This is a genomic window from Spirosoma sp. SC4-14 (assembly GCF_037201965.1).
Lineage (GTDB): Bacteria > Bacteroidota > Bacteroidia > Cytophagales > Spirosomataceae > Spirosoma.
In genome coordinates this window covers 1123054-1140548 of sequence record NZ_CP147518.1, presented here as the reverse complement: position 1 = coordinate 1140548, position 17495 = coordinate 1123054, and the positions used below count along the sequence as shown (strand labels likewise).

Here is a 17495-nt window from a genome sequence, read left to right as displayed (position 1 = left end):
ACGTAACAAAAGCTTAATTCAACGGCATCTATTCAATCCGTAAAGCTGTATTAGTTTTACCGCGCTTCCCTGCACAAAAGAGCGATAAAAGCATTTTTTTTATTTTTACCCGACAGGAACCTCAGCAGCTCTTTTTAGTTTCGTTCTCCAGAAAACCTCCTCGATGATTAATCGTTTTTCTTCCCTTTTTCTGTTCATTTTTGTAATCAATCAGTATAGCCAGGCTCAGCCAACTGGATTTTACACAACGGCTCAGGCGCATTCACACAACGACTACGAACAGAACGTTCCGTTCTGGACGGCTTATTATCAGCATTTTGGCTCCATTGAAGCCGATGTTCATGCCCATCAGGGTAAGCTCTACGTTGCCCACGATGCATCGGCTATCGATAGCAGCCGGACGCTGGAGCAGTTGTACCTCCAGCCTATTCTTCAGAAAATACGGGAAAACAACGGCCGGATTTATAAGGATGGCGCTCCGCTCCAACTACTGATCGACCTCAAAACACCAGCCGCTCAAACGCTTCCTTTACTGATAAACGAACTGGCTCGTTACCCATCGGTATTTGGCACGAACGGTCCCGTAAGCGTGGTCGTGAGTGGCAACACGCCTGCTCCCGACCAGTTCGGGCAGTATCCCAACTGGCTGCTGTTCGATGGCCGGCCGAACGTAACCTACACACCCGATCAGCTTCGGCACGTTGGCCTGATCAGCCAGTCGTTTCTGGCGTTTAGCCGCTGGAATGGAAAAGGACTTATTGTCAGAAAAGAGTCGGATAAGCTAAGGGCATTTATTCAGCACGGGCATCAGTTGGGTAAAAAGATCCGGCTCTGGGCTACTCCCGATAATGTCAATACCTGGAAAGCACTGATCAACCTGGGTGTCGACTATATCAATACCGATCAGATTAACGAACTTGCTCACTTTTTGAACGCTCGCCCTAGCGCCGAATTTCAGAATTCATCGTTTCATACGGTTTATAAACCCACGTATCGGAACAACGACGCCCGCAGTCAGGTCCGTCATGTGATTCTGCTGATTGGCGATGGCATGGGACTGGCTCAGATTTATGCCGGACTGACTGCCAACCGGGGCAACCTTAACCTGAGCCAGATGCTGAACATTGGCTTTTCGAAAACCAACGCTGCCGATACCTACATTACCGATTCGGCGGCTGGCGCAACGGCCATGGCTACGGGGCAGAAAACCAACAACCGCGCCATTGGCGTCGATTCGCTCAATCGACCATTGGCCGCTATTCCGGCTCAGATCAGGAAATGGCGCATCAAAAGTGGCTTAATAACGGCTGGCAGTGTGACTGATGCTACGCCTGCGGCTTTCTACGCCCACCAACCCGACCGGGCTTTCGAGCGCGACATTGCAGCCGATTTTCTGGCCACAAAACCCGATATTCTGATTGGCGGTGGCCTTCGGCATTTTCAGGAACAACACCTGCTCGATTCGCTACGGCGCTTTGGCTATGGCACCGGCACCCAGTTTCGCGACCTCAACAAACTGAAAGCGCCGTTTGTGTTGCTCGATGATAGCGCCGTTGTCTCCATCGAAAAAGGCCGCAGCGATTTTCTGACCACGAGCCTGCAAAAAACCATAGCTGAGCTAAAACCCAATCCGGCAGGCTTTTTCATTATGGCCGAAGGTGCGCAGATCGACTACGGTGGCCATGCCAACAACATGGGCTACGTTGCCCGCGAGATGCTCGACTTTGACAAAGCCATTGGCGAAGCGATGCGCTTTGCCGACGCGGATGGGCAAACGCTGGTGATTGTAACCGCCGATCATGAGACGGGCGGCCTCTCGCTGCTCGACGGCGACCTCCGCAAAGGCTACGTCGATGGAAACTTCAGCACCAACGATCATACGGGGGTTATGGTACCGGTGTTCGCCTATGGCCCTCACTCACTCGACTTCCGGGGTATTTACGAGAATACTGAGATTTACCGGAAGATCATGGCCGTTTTGCGGAAATAAAAGTTAGTTGTTCACATCGGTACGCCGAAGCAGAGGCACAGAGATCACACAGGCTTTTGAATACGCTCGTCCGGGATTATATTGCGGATGAGTGCGGGCCACATCTCTGACGCAACGATGGACCAATGCGCGTCGCAGCCGCGAGCCTCAACCATCCGCGATACAATCACGGACGAGCACTTTCGCTTACATCAGCTTAATCCCGGCTTCGCGAAACTTGACATTTAACCGCTGCAACAACTCGCTTCGGACGCTGGCTTCGGTGTAGATGTTACTGATCCAGACCGTAGCTTTCAGTTCAAGCGTATCGGCACTGAGAGCCGTCACCAGCACCTCGGGTGCCATCGATTGTATTGTACCATCTAACTGCCTGGTTTCCTGCTCAATAATTTGCTGGATAGCCTTTAAATCGGCATCGGCCCCTACCTTAAAAATCAGTTCTGTTTTCAGGTAGGTATCGCTGGACGTCCAGTTTACCAATCGATTCGACAATAAGTCGCCGTTTGGAATAATTACCTCCGAGCCCTGCACGGTAATCATCTTGCTCGATCGAATGCCGATGTCGCGAATACGTCCTTTTTTATCGGCCAGTTCCACATAATCACCAATGCGGAATGGCTTTTCGAAGATCAGAATGATTCCCGACACAAAATTGCTGACAATGGTTTGCATACCCAGACCAATACCCACACTGAGTGCTCCCAGCACCACCGTCAGTTTATCGATCGAAATACCCGAAGCCGCCACCGCCAGCAATACGCCCAAAATGACAATCGCCAGTCGAATGAGCGTCAATACCGAACTTACCTGATCGACATCGCCATTAGCTGCCGACGGAAGCTGGCTCTCGCCAAAAAATAAACCAATGTTTTTTTGCAATAAGCTCGACAGATAGACGATGATGGAAAACGACAGAATACTGCTCATTGTGAACGTTATGCTGCCAAATGTACGTGGCTTAGTAAGAATCTGAGCGAAGAAATTGTATACGCCATCGGCTATGCCCAGGTTGATAAAAAACACCAAAAACCATAAGGCAACCGCTAAAAACACCAGCCCCTTTTTAAACGACTGCCGGGTGTGATTTACGTTCACCCGCGAGAAAAGGCCTTCCGAACAGGCACTTATTTTGATCTGCAATTCCAGCGCTTCGAGCAGAATGGCAATCAGTACGCCCAGACCCGTAATCTGAACAAGACCAATAACAGCCGTAATACTGAATGTTTTAGCCAGACTGATACGACCAAAAATATTCAGCAAAATAGCCAATACCTGGAGCACCATATACAGCTTTACAACGGGCCGGATAATGCGTTCACTAACTTTCTGACGTTGCAAACGACCCGAGAAAACGAACCCGATGTAGAGGAAGCCAGCATTAAGCAAGATGAACCAGAGCCGAACAAAAATAGAATCGCCCACCAGCACACCCGTCACAATCAGCAAAATGTACATAACTCCATTCAGCAACCACATACGTCGGTCCTGTTCCGAAAAGCGTTTCCAGAGATGAACCGTTAGAGCAATCAACAGCAGAAATTGTGTAATCTCGATGTATAACGACGGCGATTCGGGCTCAAAGAGTGGCGTCAGATTAAGCAACACGATCAGTGAGGCCACAACTGGCACAGGCCGTAAGTTCTCGAAATTCAGGTCGCCCATCTTCTCTTTAAGAGCAGGCTCCTGCGTCTTTTTATAATTAGTAAACACCCAGACAAAAAAACCAACCGACAACAGCAGCAGCAGAAACCGATTATCCCAGGTCGATGAAAAAAAGTATTTGAGAATTTTATCCTGCCCCTGAAAGCTCGATTTCAGTAACATTCCGACGTTATCGGCGCTAAGTGTTGCCGGGGCTTCCCACAAGTAAGGAGTCTCTTTCTGAAATACAGTCTGGTTCGATTGCTGGAGCTGTTCACTAATTGAGGTTTGCAGATTACTGATCGTGAGCGAAGTACCCGACACATCGGCCAGCAACCGCCCAATTGTATCGAGCCGGGCGCTTGTGCGCGTCCCAGCCTCCTGCAATTGTACCTTAAGATCGCCTAACTGGCCAGCATAAAATTTTTTCTCAGTGGTATCATTACCGGCTACGGTCAACAGCGAATCATTACTCAGTGCCAGCACTTCTTCGAGTTGACGCTGTAAGTCGTTGTTCGATTTGGCCAGAGTAGTCCGCCAGTTAGCTAATTTTTCGAAAGCATCATCGAGTATCAGCCCGTAGTTCGAAAGATTTTTCGCATTAATTGATCTCCGACGTGCCTGCACATCCGTAACTATTGGTGCAATGTTAGCTTTTACGTCGGCCAATCCGGCCCGAATACGGGCAATAGTAAATCCTTTTTTACTAGTTGCCTTAATTTCGGTAATGATCGACTGAGCCCGCTGAATTTTGAATAGTAAGGTATCGGGTATAGCTGGCCCAGATGTTGCGTTCTTAACGCTCGCAGTATCCTGAGCCAGGGCCGAAATGCTTACTATAGCTATCAATAATACCAGCAGTACCCGAATGAAATAATTTTTACTAAACATGCCTTCTGAATAGCTGTCCAAATAACCAGCCCGATAAACAAATTGGTTGTAAAAAAAGTGAGGCTCTTAAGCAGCCCGTCAGTTGGGTTAACCAGACTACGCCACGGCCTTTTCTAATAATGGAATTTATCAGATGTAACTCCTAAAACGCAGAGCTGTTGCAAGAGTTGATTATTCGACCTGCCAGACACAGACCTAATAAATTGACTTCCAAACACTTACCCAGGACAGATATATTCTCTGCCAGCTAAGCCTATCAGTAATCAATTGAAGACGTTCGCCCGAAGCTGTCGCACCGTAGTTTATTGGCGCGTAATGAGAGAACCGTGGTACGCTTCAGGCGGAAATCCTACAATGCTTACAACCCATCCGTTTACTAAAATTGATTTTCATTTGGTCTAATTGATCATTGTCGATCAGAGGCTGGCTGATTTAACTAATCGGCCTACTGATGCTAACGAATTCAGTCCTGAATAGTAATGCCCACAACCTGCTCCATTTACTAAATACGTTAAAACAGGCATCAAATTGGCACGCCAAAGGCCCACAACCTGCTTAAAAATTCATTTTAATGAGTTCAAAGGCTATATTAACAGATTGTATTTAATAAAAACAACAAAACAACACTACTGAAACTATGTAAATTATATAAATCAACCAAACCTTGTAAAATATTAGATTAGAATCATTTCTTCCATATAGACTCTATAAACTATAAGGTTTGGTACAGATTTTGATAAATCCAGAAACAAAGCTAAAAGCTGATTTTTAAAGTCTTATCTGGCTAAGAATTTCTGTCTGAACAGTTGGTTCATACGCATCGATTCGGTCGGAGAACGCATTTAGGCAATCGGCGTAGCAGACATTTTTAGTAAATAGATAAACGCTCGATAACTACAAAACGTCATCATCATGAAAATTAACTCAATATGTATATCTTTAACTATTACATTGTTCGAGTTAATAATACGTGAAGGTGTTACTTTTGTTTAACTACGGTAATACAAATGACTCTTTTTCGCCAAACACCAACATATTACTCAAATCAGCTAATGAAAACACGAACTACAGGTTTAACAGCCCAGGAGCTGGCTCGGTACTTAGGTGGACGAGTACAGGTTCTGGCTGAAGGCAACGATGTGCAAAGTCGAAATGCCAAACTGGTAGCAGTGGATATTCTGAACGAAGAAGCAAAAGTTTGCTACGACGGCAGTCGGATTGAATATAGCCTGTCTTCCGAATTTATTCGGCCTGTGCTACGGAAACTGGTCACTATCAACAACGAAGAAGCCAGCGAGTGTTTTAAAACGGCTTACTCGTGGGAAGAAGATATCGACGTAGTGGTCACACGCGGCAATGATTATATTGAATTATACGCCGATCCGATTACACTCATCATTACTGCCAAAGGGGTGATTGCCTCAAGTAAAGATAGTGGTTATCGGGTAGGGCCCGCCCGCGTGAATGCTCGTGCCATTCTGAACTACCTCGACGCGCAAAGCTTCGATCTGGATGGATTGATTGAGTCCGGTTTTGCCATTGACGACGAAATCCTAACTGACTAAACCCAACTGTAGTTTACTGCCTTACGCTTTCCGGGGAGTTAATTGCGAGGGTTATCGGGGTTAATCAGCAGCAAACCGAACATTCGACCCTATCTTTGCACTATCGAATGTTCGTTGCCCTGAATTAATGATCGATCAGAGTGAATTGTCATTAATTCAGGCACAATCCGTTTGGCTCTCTATGAAGGTTCTTCTCTTTCTCTTCGTACTCGTTTCAACACCGCTGCTGGCGCAGGTGAAACTCCCTTCTAACGAACTAGGGCAAGTACAATATCAGGAAATTGTTCGTTTGCCCGACAGCAAGCGTCCTTCCCGCCAGATTATTACGCAGGCACGCGCCTGGCTGGAAACTCAGTACCCCAATGAGGGCGATGCTGAGCAACAGTACGATCAGGAACATGCTATTCTGTTTATCAAATCAGCCTATAGAATCAACGAGCAGGATATTCGGTATACGCTCACTATTGAAGGCAAGTTTGGTCGATACAGAGCAACGATAACCGATCTGGTTGCCGAAAGCGATGGCTTTGCCTCTCCTATTCTGTCGACAAGCCCAAGTGCAGCCGAATTGAGCCGGGTTGCCGATAACAAAGCCAAAAACTCAGACGTAATTAATCAGACCGTTAAACAACAGGAAGATCTGTATCGAAAACTGGATCGGCAATGCCGATTAACCCTAAACAGTCTGAAAGAATATCTCGTATCGCAGGCCGACAATCAAACCAAATAACGTTGTCGCATAGTTGGCTTACCGATGGCGCTCTACACCCACCTGTTCGCACCACTCCAGCACCGGGCAGGTGGAGCACCGGGGCGCTGTGCCGGTACAGATGTGTTTCCCAAAGGGCATCAACAAGCGGTTAATGTTGACCCATTGGTTCTGTGGCACCTTATTTTCCAGCACTTTCAGCGTTTGCTCGGGTTGTTTTGTCTGCACGAAACCCCAACGGTTAACTACCCGATGTACGTGAATATCGACACTAATAGCGGCCTGACCCGTTGCTACACCAAGCGCCAGATTCGCGCATTTAGGCCCCACACCTTTAAAGGAAGTAAGGGTGGCAAAATCGGCAGGTAAGTTGCCATTAAACTCCGTCAGGATGCGCTCGGCAATTCCCCGCATGGTATACGCTTTCTGATCAGGATAGGTGGTACCATAAAGCAACTGCGTAAGCGCAGGTATATCGAGTGACAGAAGCTGTTCGGGCGTTCGGGCTACCTCAAAAAGCCGTAATGAAACCGGAATGGTTGTTTCGTCGAGCGTGCGAATTGAAACAATGCATGAAATCAATTGCTCAAACAAGCTATTGTATCCCCGCTCGGCTAATTCAAACATTGCCGCTTTAGGATAGGTGCGAATAGCTTCTTCAATATGACTGAGTACAATGCTCAGATCGAAGTTGGGTTTCATAGAAATTCAGTTTATGGTTTACGGTTGCCTCGCCTATTAGCACACATCCTTCTGTGGCAGCGCAACCATAAAGCATAAACCATAAACTGAACACCCAAGGTTTTAGACATTAACAATCACCATTTCTACCCGCCGGTTTTCGGGCCGTTCTTTCAGGCTTTTGTTTTTGTTGATTGGTCGCGAAGGCCCATAGCCAACCGTATCGATCCGATCAGAATCGATTCCCTTGGCAACCAGATAACGCTTTACTTCGTTGACCCGATTGCGCGAGAGCTCAACATTGGCGTCGAACTCACCAACCGTATCGGTATGCCCTTCCAGCCGAATGGTCATGGTTGGATTTTCGAGCATCAGCCCGGCTAGTCGATCCAGTTCGGGATAGGATTCGGGTTTAAGATCGTATTCAGATGCGTTGAAATAAATATTTTTCAGCGTTACAGTTGCTCCTGCTTCGATAGGGATCAGATCGAAATCCCGATTTACGCTGACCCGGTTCGTTGCCAGTGTATCGCTCTGGCTAAAATACCCTTTGGCCGAAACGGTAATAGCATATACTCCACGCTTGCTAACGGGAATGCTATAGTTCCCCGATGGCTTGTCGCTACGTACCGAATCGGCTGGGGCATCGCCCGCCGATTCGGCCCCAGAAATCAACTGATATGAAATCGTAGCCGATACGGTTTCTTTGGTTTTGGCATTACGTGTCACGCCATTGATGGCAACGGCCACAGGAACCGGTTCAACTTTCGGCGCTGTAGCGGGTGGCGTTACCTCAGGTTTGCCAACGCCGGGCGACGTACGGGGCTGATAGCGGGGCTGCTGAGGCCTGGTCTGTGGTTTTGGCGTGCGTTGTGAGTAGGTTTTCTTCGCCGGATTTATGATATGAACACCCCAGAAATTGAAGCAAACGTAGCCCCCACCATCTTTACATTCATACAAATCGAAAACCGTATAACCCGGATCAATTCGTTCGAAATAGGCAACAAAATCGACTCGCTCACCCGGCTGAACCCGTCGACGGGTTTCGGCAGGAATATTTTCGGCCCGGATAAACTTATAGGATCGTTCGCCCTGGTTAACATACAGGCGCGATGTTGGCTGAAACCCAATATTGCTAACCGATTCCAGTTGTCCACCAGGAGCGTTAGGCATTGGAATTGAGAATGGCCATCCCCGATTCGGAGACCGACGGAGATTAGACTCAAATTTCATGTAAATAATTGTGTACTGAGCCGTTAACTCAACACGCTGAATCGACACGTCGGTATCGTTAATATCGTCTACCCGTGGCGACTCCGTCGTATACTGCACCTGCGCCCGAAGCCCCGATGCAGTTAATAGCAGAAAGAGGAACAGAAGTAATTGACGTTTCATGGCTGTTGTTTACGCAGTTGCATACTATAAACGTTTGACTAGGTGAGGTAGTTTATGGTTTAATCAACCGCAGCCACAACTTTGCCTTTATCTTACTCAACGAGTTAGTGTAAGGCATACGCCCAGACGCTCCTCATAAAAAATCGGCTGCTTCGCCGTAAATTATTTACAGCAGAAGCAGCCGATGGTTAGTCTGGCCGACTAAATCAGTAGCCTTCGTTCTGAACCAGCTTTGGGTTCGTTGTTACTTCGCGCAGCGGAATCGGGAAAATCAGTTTAGGATCGTTATATGCCCAGGTTCCAACACTAGTTTTTGTACGCTTCAGGTCATGGATATACGTTCCTTCGAAAGCCAGTTCGAGCCGACGTTCTTTCAGAATAGCATCCAGCGTTAGTTCACCAGCAGTCAATGGCGTTGCACCGGCTCGTTCACGAATGAGGTTAACATCGTCCAGCGGAGAAGCGCCTACCGATGTGCCTGCCCGGAAATTGGCCTCAGCCCGAGTTAGGTACATTTCGGCCAGCCGGAGTACCTGAATATTACCATATTGATTCCGGAATTTTATGGTTCGTACCGCGTCGACGGCATCGAGATAAAACAACTGCGACCGCTGATCATTTGGCTCAAACTGGTCGAGGAAATTCTGCGTGATCTCAATGTCGCCCCGGCCACCTTCGTCGGTTGAACCATAGAACGTGTTCAGGTCGTTGGTTCCGTCCTGATCGGTAATCTGAATGGCAAAAATGGTTTCGTCGGTATTGACACCGTTCTGAAACTCACGCGTATCAAATACATTTTCAATACTAACTAACCGATAGTCTCCGCTTGCAATGACCCGGTCGGCTGCGGCTGCGGCACTCGGATAATCGGCCTTTTGCAGATAAACCCGCGAAAGTTGTGCCGCGGCAGCTCCCTGCGTGGCAAAGAAACTGTTGGATTCGGGAAGTTTGGATTCGGCATCGACCAGATCGTTCAGTACCTGATTATAGACATCGGCCACCGAACTACGAGGCACGTTTGAATTTGCATCCAGATTGGCCGTGGGTGTTGTCACAATCGGTACGCCCGGATTAGAACTGGCATCGCCATCACCCCAGGTTCTCGCATAAAAGCGTACGAGTTCAAAGTATAGCGATCCACGAATAAACTTGGCTTCGCCTTCAATCCGATCCCGATCGTCGGCCAGCGCCAGATCCAGATTGGCCAGCACCGTATTGCAGATGTTAATGGTCCGGTAGGCATTGGTCCAGGTTAAATCAGCCTCATCGTTATTTACCAGAATTTTTTTCGTATAAACCTGCTGAGGGGCTACAAACGTTCCGGTCCAGAGCACATCGCCTGTGTTCGGAACGTTACCAAACAATTCGCCGTCGCGAATAATGTTCCCTCCATACAGATTGACATTGCTTAAGCCATCGTAGGCACCGACCAGCAGCGCATCCAGATCGGCGGCCGTACTTAATGCCTGACTTGTGGCCACCGAATTGAGCGGCTTAATATCCAGTTTACTGTTACACGACGTTAGCCAAAGACCAATCGACAGAGCCGACGCCAGTAAGATTGTTTTTTTCGTTGTCATGAGTGTATGTGTCGTCGATTAGAAGCCAATTTGTATTCCTCCGATAATGGTACGCGGCTGAGGAGCCGAGTAAAAATCGATACCCAGGTTAACCGGATTCGACGAATAGGCATCGGAGTTAACCTCTGGGTCCCAACCCGTATAGCTCGTGAAGGTCAACAGATTCTGAGCCGTCGCATAAAGCCGAATGCGGCTCAGTTTAAGTCGATTGATCAGACTTTTAGGCAATGTATAGCCCAATGTCACAGTCCGCAGGCGTACGAAATCGCCTTTTTGCAGATACCTCGACGACTCGCCCGTTCCGTTACCGCCGAGTAGCCGCGCCTGTGGTACGTCGGTAATATCGCCCGGTTTCTGCCAGCGTCTCAGCTGATCGACCGATTGGTTATCGAAGAAATCGCCATTGGCCGACTGGAATTTACCGCCACCATTGTAGATGTAGTTTCCAAACTGGCCATTAAACAACACGCTCAGGTCGATGCCTGCAAAGCTGAAGGTATTGGTAATACCACCAATAAATTTAGGTGTTGGGCTTCCCAGCGGCACATAAGTTGCATCGTTATAATTGTTCGTTGTCGTACGATCGCGCGAACCATCGCTGTTGAGTGTGTTGCGGTAATAGAGCGCATCACCATTCTGTGGATCAACACCCGCATATTCGGGCCCAACAAACACCCCTAGTGGTTGCCCTTCCTGCGCCCGGTTCAGGAAACTTCCGGTAATGGTGGTGCCACCCAGATCCTTAATTTTATTTTTGTTATACGCCAGATTGAACGACGTAGTCCACTTGAAACGGCCGGTCAGGTTGTTGGAATTGAACACGAACTCAAAGCCCTGATTCTCCAGTTTACCAACGTTGCGCAACTGGGTACGGAAACCCGACGAGCCTGGCACGTTCACGTTCAGCAGCAGACCACTCGTATTTTTCAGGTAATAGTCGATTTCGCCGGTGAAGCGGTTGTTCAGGAAACCAAACTCCAGCCCAATATCGGTTTGCAGGGTTTTTTCCCAGGTCAGATCGGGGTTAGGAATCTGCGACGGAGCCTGCCCCGGCACACCCACATAGCCCGTTGCCGAATACAACGCCAGCGAACTGAAGTTCCCAATCTCAGCATTCCCCGTCAAGCCATAGCTGGCCCGTAGTTTCAGCAGGCTCAGCGCTGCCACATTTTTCAGGAAAGGCTCTTCGGTCACGATCCAGCCCACCGAGGCCGCCGGGAAGAAGCCATATTTGTTGTTGGTTCCAAAACGCGACGAACCATCGATCCGGCCCGATACGCCGACCAGGTATTTATTATTGAATCGGTAATTTACCCGCGCAAAATAGGACAGGAAGCTAAACCGCGACTCCTGACCGTCGCCCGCCGTAATTTTTCCGGCCGATGTAATTTGCTTGTAGGCATCGCTCGGAAACTGCTGCCCCGTAACCGAGCTAAAGTTATTTCGCGACTCCTGATACGACATCCCTAACGTTCCATCGATATCGTGTTTTTCCTGGATTGTCCGGCCAAATGTGAAGTAGTTGTTAGTCGTATAGTTAGCAACCTGCCGGAACGTATTGGAGCCTAAACCATTCGGTGCCCCGGTATTCCGGGCCGTTTCGCGACCGTAGTATTCATCTTCCTGCTGGCTAAGCAGATCGGTACCAAACTCGGTTCGGAACGATAAACCAGGCAACAATTTATAATCGGCATAGGCATTTCCGATGATCCGATACACCCGAGCCTGCAAAGCAGCAAAATCACGGTTCAGCAAGGGGTTGTAATACAGCGTATAATCGCCACTCAACTGGTTAGTGCGCGGATCGATAACGGGCGTCATTGGCGGCAAGGCAATAATCTGCATTGGCGTCGAAAAAGCATTATCGTTCGAAACGCGGTCGTTGATCGAGTGCGACAGGTTGAAGTTTACGCCCAGCGTCAGCTTGTCGGTTGCCGTATGATCCAGATTCACCCGGCCGCTGAGTCGACGGAACCGGTTTTTGATGATAATCCCGCTCTGGTCGAAATACTGCCCCGAAATGAAGAAACGGGTTTTGGCATCGCCCCCGCGTGCGCTAATGTCATACTGCTGCGTAGGTGCTTTCTGAAAAGCCTCCTGCTGCCAGTCGGTATTATATTTTGGGTTGTCGCCCTGCCAGCCAGCCGGATCGCCAGCCGCATAGCGTGTAAACCGGTTCGTAAGCGATGTTTGGGAATAGACCGGAATCTCCAATGCCTCCGAGTTGGCCCGTGCTTCCTGAAATAGGGCAACATATTGCTGGGTATTAAGCCATTGACGCAGGTGGGTTGGCTTGCTGGCTCCGGCCGATGCCGATGCTTCGAAAACAGTTTTGCCCGACTTCCCCTTTTTGGTCGTAATCAGCACAACCCCGTTCGAAGCACGGGCTCCGTAAATAGCCGCAGCCGACGCATCTTTCAAAATTTCGAGCGACTCAATATCGTTCGGATTCAAATCGGCAATGGGGTTGGTAGGCGCCGTAGTCGACGACTGGTCAGACGATGTCATAGGAATACCATCGATCACATAAAGCGGTTGACTGCTGGCCGTCAGTGACGACGAACCCCGCACCCGAATTTGCAGTCCCTGCCCTACTTTACCGTTCAGCGATGTAATCTGCACACCGGCTACCTTGCCCTGAATAGCCTGCTCTACGCTTGGGACGGGTATGTTTTCGATGTCTTTCGAGGCTACTTTGGCAATATTGCCAGTTAGGTTTCGCTTCGATTCGGAGCCATAGCCCGTCACAACGACTTCGTTCAGTGAGCGGGTATCGCTGCTGAGCGACACATCGACGACCGACCGATTGCCAACAGCAACTTCCTGCGTAGTAACACCTACGAAGCTGAACACTAACGTGCCGATGTTGGCTGGCAGAATGATGGAATAATTTCCTTCGGCATCCGTTTGCGTACCACGCGTTGTGCCTTTGGCTACAATAGAAACCCCAGGTAAGACGGTTCCCTCTTCGGCAGAGATGACTTTGCCGGTCACTCGTCGCTCCTGTTGAGCAACAGCAACGGCGCTTACTGCACAACATCCGACTACCAGCAGAAGTAGTAGAAGATTTCTCATTTGTTGATATTTTGAATTGTCAAATCACAAAACTACTTATTAATATTTTACTAATATAGGATATTAACATAAAGCAATATCTCTCCAGGGGTAGTATAATTTAAATTTTTATATGCAAATAATTCAACTTAACACATTACCTCATCAGCACACAAAACAGACAAAAATGTATCTTTATCATTAGTAACCAACTATTTAACAGGCCCGTATATGCTATTATGAGTATTTTCCTTTCCTTGCTGGACCAATGTTAATTCGACTTCTTATACCTTTTGTGAGCAGGTTTCTGTAAGAAATACGTCGTAAATCTGACTACGTTTTTTTTAGCTTACGGTACAACGTAGGGGCCCGCTATCGGCCGACTACTTGCCACCTCAATGAGTATTGCTTTTCAATTATCACCTTGATTAATCTATAAATTATTGGGCACTACCCTTAAGAATACTATAGTCAAATTTATATGTCTCTATTAGTAATCATTTAAAATATTTTACTATAATTACAGTACACATCAAAATCAACTATTCATAAAAAAAAATCTACTTATACCCATTTCATGGCTATTTATTACTTTGTTGTTAGCCAGCGCTTTTACTGTATTTAAAAATAATGAGCCTGTAAAAAAAGCATAAGGCCTAATTGTCTTGAACCCATGAAAGTGAGCCAGTGAAAAGTAGAGTAAAAAATTTAAATTTCACTGGTAAACAAAGGGGAAATGAAACAGGCACGATTTACCGAATCGCAGATCGTGGCGATTCTTAAGAGTGCGTTGGGGAATTACATTTGGTAAAACGTCTCGATTCGTTGTAACATGATCTGACTATTGGCCAGATAGAGCCAACTGACCGAAGAAGATACTGTATGCTCATAATCCTTAGCGATCCGCCGGAAATAATTCGTCCAGGCAATGCTGCGCTCCACCACCCAGCGTTTGGCTACCGGCACAAAACCACGCGCTGATTCAGGCCGGGAGGCTTTTTCAAACCGGGACGCCGGAGCGTTCGATACTCCACTTAGCCAGCTCACGCCCAAACACTCCATTGTACGCTTGGTCGCCAAAAATCTTTTCCAGCCGGTCGCCTGCACGCCAAAGTATCGATTCAATAAGTTGTTTAGCGAGTGGGCCATCGGCTTGATTGGCCGCATCTACATCCGCCACCCAGAGTCGGCCTTGAGTATCAACGACGAAAGTTCGTTTGCGCCCATTAACGCGTTTGTGTGGGTCGGTACCGCGGTAGCTGTCAATCATTGGTGATAGCTTAACCGATTGTGAATCAATACATAACGCCGAGGGGTAGGCTTCTCGATTGGCGTTGACTCGATCCAGTTGGTTTAAGGCCGCATTCATTTGCTCGAAGGTGCCCTTAGCCTTCCACTGCTCAAAGTAATAGTAAACAGCTTGCCAATGGGGCCAGTCAGGGGGCAGATTTCGCCACTGACATCCTGTACGGAGCAGCCATAAAATCGCATCTACCATTTGTCGAAGATCATGTTTACGCTTGCGCTGAAGATCAAAAAAAGGCGATATTGTTGCCCACTGGTAGTCGGTCAGTGGTTGCCACTGAGAAGTCATACATTTGTTTCTTGGTCGATACAAAGTTGACTCGACTACCAGCCTTTCTCAATTCCCCAACAACTTCTAAGCAACAGAATAGCGGACAAACCGTCGCTCAAATTACTCGTGAGCATGGTATCAGTGAGGCCACCTTTTACAATTGGCGAGCCAAATATGGCGGTATACAGGTCTCAGAAGTGAAACGGCTCAACGAGTTGGAAGAAGAAAACCACCGACTCAAAAAGATGTATGCTGAGCTAAGTTTGCAAAACGAAGTCATCAAAGAGGCACTGGCAAAAAAGTGGTGAGGCCCGCCGAGCGTCGAGGGGTAGTCAGGTGGCTGATTGATCATAAACAGATTAGTCAGCGTAAAGCCTGTCGCTGGGTGGGTCTGACGGGGCCGCCCGTGCAACCGTAACGCTATCACTGAGCCAATAGGCATTAAAAATAAGGACGAAGTACTGGCAAACCGGATCGAACAGTTAGCTAGACGACATAAGCAGTGGGGTGTACTGAAGATTTATCGCCGGTTACGCAAGCAAGGAGAGTTGGTTAATCATAAACGAGTTAGACGTTTGTATCAAAGTTTAGACTTAAGCTTGCGTCGAAAGACGAAGAAGCGGCTACCCGATGCTATCCGTAAGCCGTTACCGAAAACGGCTTGTAATCAGTGCTGGTCGCTGGATTTTACATCGGATAACTTAAAGGGTGGGCGAAAGTTCAGGACCTTCAATGTGGTCGACGACTACAATGGCACCGGCCACCCGGCGGGAAGCTTTGGGTATTGAAGTAGATTACTCGTTACCTTCACGCCGGGTCATCCGACTGTTGGGTCAACTAGTGGAACGATATGGTAAACCCGAGCGGATTGGGAGTGATAATGGTCCGGAATTTATTAGTCAGGGTTTGCAAGATTGGTGTAAAGATCAGACAATCGAGTTGTGTTGGATTGAACGGCAGCGGCCGACCGTCGGGCAAACCTACTCAGAACGCTTATATTGAGCGCTTTAATGGGACCTTTCGCCGGGAGATTTTAGACGCTCATATATTTACGAGTATCCGACAGGTACGCCAAACGGTTGAGGCATGGTTAGTGGAGTATAACACGGAACGGCCCCATCAGGCCTTGCAGTTCATGACGCCGGTTGAGTACCGACAGGCGGCTTAAATTCCAGTCAAAACTGGCTCACCGAACGGGGTAAGGACATTGTCACCCACTCAGTTTGCTCTTAAGAATAAGATTGCACTTCAAACTTGAATCCAAAGTATAAAATGTAAATGACTGAGTGCTCAATTGTTATTCAACAAAATATAAGTAATTCTACTGGATTTAATTTAAGACTCTGATAGACATATGAAAAAGTTAGGATTATTTCTATTTATTTCCTTATTTTCACTACAACTATTGGGACAAAGTCCTCAACTTGAGTTTACAGATAAAAAATTTAGTCCTTCTCAAGCTATTCACCGAGAATTATTTAATGTTATAAATGAGCTATACTCATCAAAGCTTTATGGCCCAAGTGATTCTATTTGCGTCTTTAACTTCAGTACGATTAAGTTTACGGTCACCATTAAGGGAACTATTTCACAAATTATTCCTTCGGTGGGCTTACCATCTTCATTAAAGGAGTACATAGGCAAAGCAATAAAAAATACAGAAGGTCGCTGGATTAATCATGGGAAAAATGAAATTGATTGCATTCTTCCTATCATTATATTACCAGCATTAATGTGCCCAGAAGACAAACGCTCCTTTGAGGTACTCACTTCTGGCGCACAAATGCTAAAATATCAAGGTAGTTACGCCAAGTTTCACATTACTGACTTCAACAAGTTTAATACGAATATGGTAGCAGGAGTTATTCTCTCTCCCATAATGATACAAAGTAGTAGAGTACATTAATCATATTCTCATCACTATATGAAATAATAAGTAATTCCCCTAAATCTCAATTCTTTACTACCCGCTTACGGAATACTTGGTCGCCAATACGAACTTCTACGAAGTAGACGCCCCCCGCTACCGATTGCAGGTTTAAACTCTGCTCAAAAGTGTCGGTGTTTTTCTGATGGGTCTGCCGGACAATCTCAGCACCGTTGAGGTTACGTATTGCCAGCGTCAACGCGCCACGCAACGGACTGGTAAAAGAAACCTGCATTTGCCCGTCGCTGGGGTTAGGTGTTATAATCATAACCTGCTCGGCCAGGGGGTCGTTGGCTGTAACGGTTCCTGCCCGCACATACACCTGCACCACCGCCTGCGCCGTACACAGATCGACACCGGAGCCCGTCACTGTATAGGAGGTTGTTTGGGTGGGGCTGGCAATAAAATATAAACGCATTATTGATGCATGAGTAAGTTCGTAATGTCCGTCCACTTGCAAGGTCCTGTTAATCAGTAGACTGAGTA

14 protein-coding genes are annotated in these 17495 nt (G+C 47.5%); 6 read left to right on the top strand and 8 right to left on the bottom strand.

Annotated elements, in window-relative coordinates; translation table 11 throughout:
• Nucleotides 1-163: 163 nt before the first annotated feature.
• Nucleotides 164-1990: an alkaline phosphatase gene (locus WBJ53_RS04645; protein ID WP_338874891.1), complete on the top strand. Its 1827-nt coding sequence runs from the start codon at nt 164-166 to the stop codon at nt 1988-1990.
• Nucleotides 1991-2176: 186 nt separating this feature from the next.
• Here the strand turns inward: WBJ53_RS04645 and WBJ53_RS04640 are convergent, their stop codons facing one another.
• On the bottom strand, nt 2177-4522 hold the full coding sequence (locus WBJ53_RS04640) for a mechanosensitive ion channel domain-containing protein (protein WP_338874890.1): 2346 nt from the start codon (nt 4520-4522) through the stop codon (nt 2177-2179).
• Nucleotides 4523-5574: 1052 nt separating this feature from the next.
• Between WBJ53_RS04640 and WBJ53_RS04635 the strand changes: the two genes are divergently transcribed.
• Together WBJ53_RS04635 and WBJ53_RS04630 are read left to right on the top strand one after the other, a co-directional pair.
• Nucleotides 5575-6087 carry a hypothetical protein gene (locus WBJ53_RS04635; RefSeq protein WP_338874889.1) on the top strand — a complete coding sequence of 171 codons (513 nt, stop codon included), beginning with the start codon at nt 5575-5577 and terminating at the stop codon, nt 6085-6087.
• Between the two features lie 181 nt (nt 6088-6268).
• On the top strand, nt 6269-6817 hold the full coding sequence (locus tag WBJ53_RS04630; protein ID WP_338874888.1) for a hypothetical protein: 549 nt from the start codon (nt 6269-6271) through the stop codon (nt 6815-6817).
• 18 nt (nt 6818-6835) lie between these two features.
• Here the strand turns inward: WBJ53_RS04630 and nth are convergent, their stop codons facing one another.
• The 6 genes from nth to WBJ53_RS04600 all read right to left on the bottom strand — a co-directional run bounded on the left by nth (nt 6836) and on the right by WBJ53_RS04600 (nt 15100).
• Entirely contained in the window at nt 6836-7498 is a 663-nt protein-coding gene (gene nth / locus WBJ53_RS04625; protein WP_338874887.1) for an endonuclease III, read from the bottom strand.
• A gap of 102 nt (nt 7499-7600) precedes the next feature.
• Nucleotides 7601-8872, bottom strand: a complete 1272-nt coding sequence (locus tag WBJ53_RS04620) for an OmpA family protein (protein WP_338874886.1) — start codon at nt 8870-8872, stop codon at nt 7601-7603.
• Nucleotides 8873-9078: 206 nt separating this feature from the next.
• Nucleotides 9079-10452, bottom strand: coding sequence for a RagB/SusD family nutrient uptake outer membrane protein (locus WBJ53_RS04615; RefSeq protein WP_338874885.1), 1374 nt, complete (start codon nt 10450-10452; stop codon nt 9079-9081).
• Nucleotides 10453-10470: 18 nt separating this feature from the next.
• On the bottom strand, nt 10471-13527 hold the full coding sequence (locus WBJ53_RS04610) for a TonB-dependent receptor (protein ID WP_338874884.1): 3057 nt from the start codon (nt 13525-13527) through the stop codon (nt 10471-10473).
• Nucleotides 13528-14304: 777 nt separating this feature from the next.
• Nucleotides 14305-14553, bottom strand: coding sequence for a hypothetical protein (locus WBJ53_RS04605; protein WP_338871319.1), 249 nt, complete (start codon nt 14551-14553; stop codon nt 14305-14307).
• Nucleotides 14507-15100, bottom strand: a complete 594-nt coding sequence (locus WBJ53_RS04600) for an IS5 family transposase (RefSeq protein ID WP_338871321.1) — start codon at nt 15098-15100, stop codon at nt 14507-14509. Before WBJ53_RS04600 ends, WBJ53_RS04605 begins: the two co-directional genes overlap by 47 nt.
• Before the next feature lie 26 nt (nt 15101-15126).
• Between WBJ53_RS04600 and WBJ53_RS04595 the strand changes: the two genes are divergently transcribed.
• The 3 genes from WBJ53_RS04595 (at nt 15127) to WBJ53_RS04585 (ending at nt 16988) form a co-directional block, all read left to right on the top strand.
• On the top strand, nt 15127-15390 hold the full coding sequence (locus tag WBJ53_RS04595; RefSeq protein ID WP_338874883.1) for a transposase: 264 nt from the start codon (nt 15127-15129) through the stop codon (nt 15388-15390).
• Nucleotides 15391-15681: 291 nt separating this feature from the next.
• On the top strand, nt 15682-15870 hold the full coding sequence (locus tag WBJ53_RS04590) for a hypothetical protein (RefSeq protein ID WP_338874882.1): 189 nt from the start codon (nt 15682-15684) through the stop codon (nt 15868-15870).
• 566 nt (nt 15871-16436) lie between these two features.
• Nucleotides 16437-16988, top strand: coding sequence for a hypothetical protein (locus WBJ53_RS04585; RefSeq protein ID WP_338874881.1), 552 nt, complete (start codon nt 16437-16439; stop codon nt 16986-16988).
• A gap of 46 nt (nt 16989-17034) precedes the next feature.
• On the opposite strand, the gene WBJ53_RS04580 is transcribed toward WBJ53_RS04585, so the two are convergent.
• Nucleotides 17035-17427: a T9SS type A sorting domain-containing protein gene (locus WBJ53_RS04580; protein ID WP_338874880.1), complete on the bottom strand. Its 393-nt coding sequence runs from the start codon at nt 17425-17427 to the stop codon at nt 17035-17037.
• Between the last annotated feature and the right edge of the window lie 68 nt (nt 17428-17495).

Bases quoted from the DNA above. Each gene is read 5' to 3' on its own strand.
- WBJ53_RS04645 (WP_338874891.1), top strand. From the start codon at position 164: ATGATTAATCGTTTTTCTTCCCTTTTTCTGTTCATTTTTGTAATCAAT.
- WBJ53_RS04640 (WP_338874890.1), bottom strand. From the start codon at position 4,522: ATGTTTAGTAAAAATTATTTCATTCGGGTACTGCTGGTATTATTGATA.
- WBJ53_RS04635 (WP_338874889.1), top strand. From the start codon at position 5,575: ATGAAAACACGAACTACAGGTTTAACAGCCCAGGAGCTGGCTCGGTAC.
- WBJ53_RS04630 (WP_338874888.1), top strand. From the start codon at position 6,269: ATGAAGGTTCTTCTCTTTCTCTTCGTACTCGTTTCAACACCGCTGCTG.
- nth (WP_338874887.1), bottom strand. From the start codon at position 7,498: ATGAAACCCAACTTCGATCTGAGCATTGTACTCAGTCATATTGAAGAA.
- WBJ53_RS04620 (WP_338874886.1), bottom strand. From the start codon at position 8,872: ATGAAACGTCAATTACTTCTGTTCCTCTTTCTGCTATTAACTGCATCG.
- WBJ53_RS04615 (WP_338874885.1), bottom strand. From the start codon at position 10,452: ATGACAACGAAAAAAACAATCTTACTGGCGTCGGCTCTGTCGATTGGT.
- WBJ53_RS04610 (WP_338874884.1), bottom strand. From the start codon at position 13,527: ATGAGAAATCTTCTACTACTTCTGCTGGTAGTCGGATGTTGTGCAGTA.
- WBJ53_RS04600 (WP_338871321.1), bottom strand. From the start codon at position 15,100: ATGACTTCTCAGTGGCAACCACTGACCGACTACCAGTGGGCAACAATA.
- WBJ53_RS04585 (WP_338874881.1), top strand. From the start codon at position 16,437: ATGAAAAAGTTAGGATTATTTCTATTTATTTCCTTATTTTCACTACAA.
- WBJ53_RS04580 (WP_338874880.1), bottom strand. From the start codon at position 17,427: ATGCGTTTATATTTTATTGCCAGCCCCACCCAAACAACCTCCTATACA.